A 2,716-nucleotide genomic window follows, 5' to 3' on the forward strand; every position below is an offset into this window, starting at 1 on the left:
GTGTTTGAATATTGGATGTGATAAACCCCACTGGATTATTGATCTCATGGGCGATTCCTGCTGAAAGCTGCCCAATAGAGGCCATTTTCTCTGATTGCAGTAGTTGTCCTTGTGCATCTTCGAGTTTTTTAATCAATACTTTTTGCGCTTGATGTTCTTGCTCTAATTGATGAGAAATACGCTTAAGTTCCTGCTGCTGGCTAGCTTGTATCGTTACATCATAGACACATATACAAACATGCTCGATGGTCCCATCTTCACTATGAATAGGGATGATCTCCAAATCTTGATACATCTGATCTTCTTCGCCCGATACAGGGCGGGAACTTTTAAAGGGCAACAGGTGAGGCTTCTGCTCCCAGCTACTAAAGCTTGAAGTTTCAATCACCAATGCCGTATCAATTTTTCGTTTAAGGTAGTCTGCGGAATGAGGAAATAGTTCAAGTATGTTCTTTCCTTGCATCACATCACCATCAAAAATGACTCGGGATTGGAAATAGTCATTAGCTTTCACGATAATGTAATCCTGCCGTACTATGCACAACGCAAAAGAGAGTTGATCCAGCAGATCAGAAAGCAGTAAGCGGCTTTTTCCCATTCCAAACTCCTACATCAACTCATCGAGGTGAATGAGTACCTTATCCAATTCGTTGTCTGCAAAACAGATGATGGTTTTAGCAGAGAATGACGCTTTTTCGACTAAAAAAGAAATTTCCATAATTAAAGATAGCTTCCACTGAGAAATGGGGAGCGGCTGTGTTGAGGGATAAAACAGCACTGGAGGCTGAATTTTTGTTTTTACGTCTATTTGCTGACATAGACCCTTTAGACTTGCACCAGATAAAATATTCGAGATATCTAAAATGCTCTCCTCTAGGCTCACGACATCTTGGGCATCACCTGTTGATTGTTTGAGATCGCTCACTATCTGTTCACAGCCTTTTCTGCTCATTAAGGTCACTAACTCACCATCCATGCCACCAAAAAAGGACTGCCGAGTATAGTAGTAATCGGTCTCGTAAGATTGCAGTTGCGCTAAATCCTCATCCGTTGCCACTCCAATACTGGGTACGGATATAGTGACGTGCAAATTAAGCAAGGTAGCCAGTTTATTTGCTGCTCTGCCCATTGAGATATTCATAAATTCTTGCAGGGCGTCTTTATGGTCTTCTGAAAGTGCCATTGTCATAATAGTCCTACCTCGTGCAATGTTTGTTTTAGCTGTGCTGGGTCAAGTGGTTTTTGCAAAAAGGTGACTGCACCGAGTTCTCTTACGCGCTGCTGAGCAAAAGGTTGAATATCGGCGCTAATGACAATGACAATACTTTTAGCATCAATGCTATGCAGATATTCTAGAACTTGGAAGCCATCCATTTCTGGCATGGTCAAATCTAAAAACATCACTTCAGCGCACCCATTTTGGTAATTGACTAGGGCTTCTTTGCCATTTTGGGCTTCGTTGATTTCCACATCCCACTCTTCAGGGATGGCCCTCATTACCGCTTTTCTCGACATCTTTGAGTCGTCTGCTACTGTAATTTTAATTGCCATGTTCGCTCCCTCTAACCAAAAAAGTAATTATAGAATTACTCAATAATAAATATGGGTTTTAGCTCAACTAATACGCTTGCAACGGAACTTGGTACACCGTCAATCAGTTCTTGGTAGCTCTCATTTTCTTCACATGCTTCTATGCGATTTGCAAGCCCCACAATACTGCCAAGTACAACAGAGTTGTCATCTGAAAAAAAATCACTCTTACTTTGATTAAGAACGATCTCTCCAATCTCCGAACCGTATCCCCATATCATCAGCATGTATGCCGTTACTATGTAGTAATCAGCATATCCCTGTTGAAGCTCCAAGAAAGAATCAACATTATGAATATCAGCGCCTTCTTCCATCAAAATCAATTTTCCAATCGCGGTAAGCAGGCTTGAGACAAACACACGATCTTTATCTCGTAGAGAGTACCCCAAGTTTTTAGCCAGTAAACGGGATATATAGCTCACCCTCAGCGCCTGTTCTGAAATATCTTGGTGGGCCTTTTTTGAAACTAAGCTGTTAGCGTGATGGCTCAATAACGATATGGCGATACTCTCCACTAAAGTTGCGCCTAAACGTCCAACAGCTTCCGATAGTGAATCAGTGGTTCGACGAAAACCCAAGTAAGAAGAATTGGCAATTTGAAACACTCGTGCGACTAATACAGGCTCATGGCTAATGGTGTCTGCGATCGATTGAAGATCACAAGTAGGAGAGGCAATAGTTTGTTGTAAACGGTGTATCGAATTGGGTAACACCGGAAGATCTTTCAAACTTCCGAGTTTAGTTCGGCACTCATTGTTAAACGGCATTTGATAAAGACGTTCGGTACATTCAAATAAGCGTTCAAAGTCCTCTTGTGTGAATGGCTTAGGCAGAACGAAGTGGGAATACGCATGCGCTTTTTGAGGCAGATTTTCCTGCGTATTACCAGTTAAAAGAGCTCTCACTACTTGCGGGTAAGTCTGCTTTACCTCTTCTAACAGCTCATCGCCACATTTATGCGGCATGAGTAAATCTGAAATGATAATGGCTGGTGGTTGGCAATTATGCTTATTCCATTCTGACAACCAATTTAGCGGCTCCGAAACCAGTATGATTTCCCATTCTGGACGAATACGCCTGATCAAACGAGCAATGGCTTTAAGCATAAAAACATCATCATCTATAC

General features: G+C 41.9%; 4 protein-coding genes. All 4 read right to left on the bottom strand.

All coding sequences use genetic code 11. From position 1 onward, the window contains the following. Positions 1–598: PAS domain-containing protein (locus tag B9J84_RS01585; RefSeq protein WP_179217497.1), on the bottom strand; the 598-nt coding region annotated here is incomplete at its 3' end. Between the two features lie 9 nt (positions 599–607). Continuing rightward, complete coding sequence (locus tag B9J84_RS01590) at positions 608–1,189, bottom strand: chemotaxis protein CheC (RefSeq protein WP_094123375.1); 582 nt, start codon at positions 1,187–1,189, stop codon at positions 608–610. Beyond that, complete coding sequence (locus B9J84_RS01595) at positions 1,186–1,551, bottom strand: response regulator (protein WP_094123376.1); 366 nt, start codon at positions 1,549–1,551, stop codon at positions 1,186–1,188. The genes B9J84_RS01590 and B9J84_RS01595 overlap by 4 nt, the downstream gene beginning before the upstream one ends. Positions 1,552–1,586: 35 nt before the next feature. After that, complete coding sequence (locus tag B9J84_RS01600; RefSeq protein WP_404206165.1) at positions 1,587–2,714, bottom strand: HDOD domain-containing protein; 1,128 nt, start codon at positions 2,712–2,714, stop codon at positions 1,587–1,589. Positions 2,715–2,716: the final 2 nt, after the last annotated feature.

It is taken from the genome of Vibrio sp. V03_P4A6T147 (genome assembly GCF_002241085.1).
Lineage (GTDB): Bacteria > Pseudomonadota > Gammaproteobacteria > Enterobacterales > Vibrionaceae > Vibrio > Vibrio anguillarum.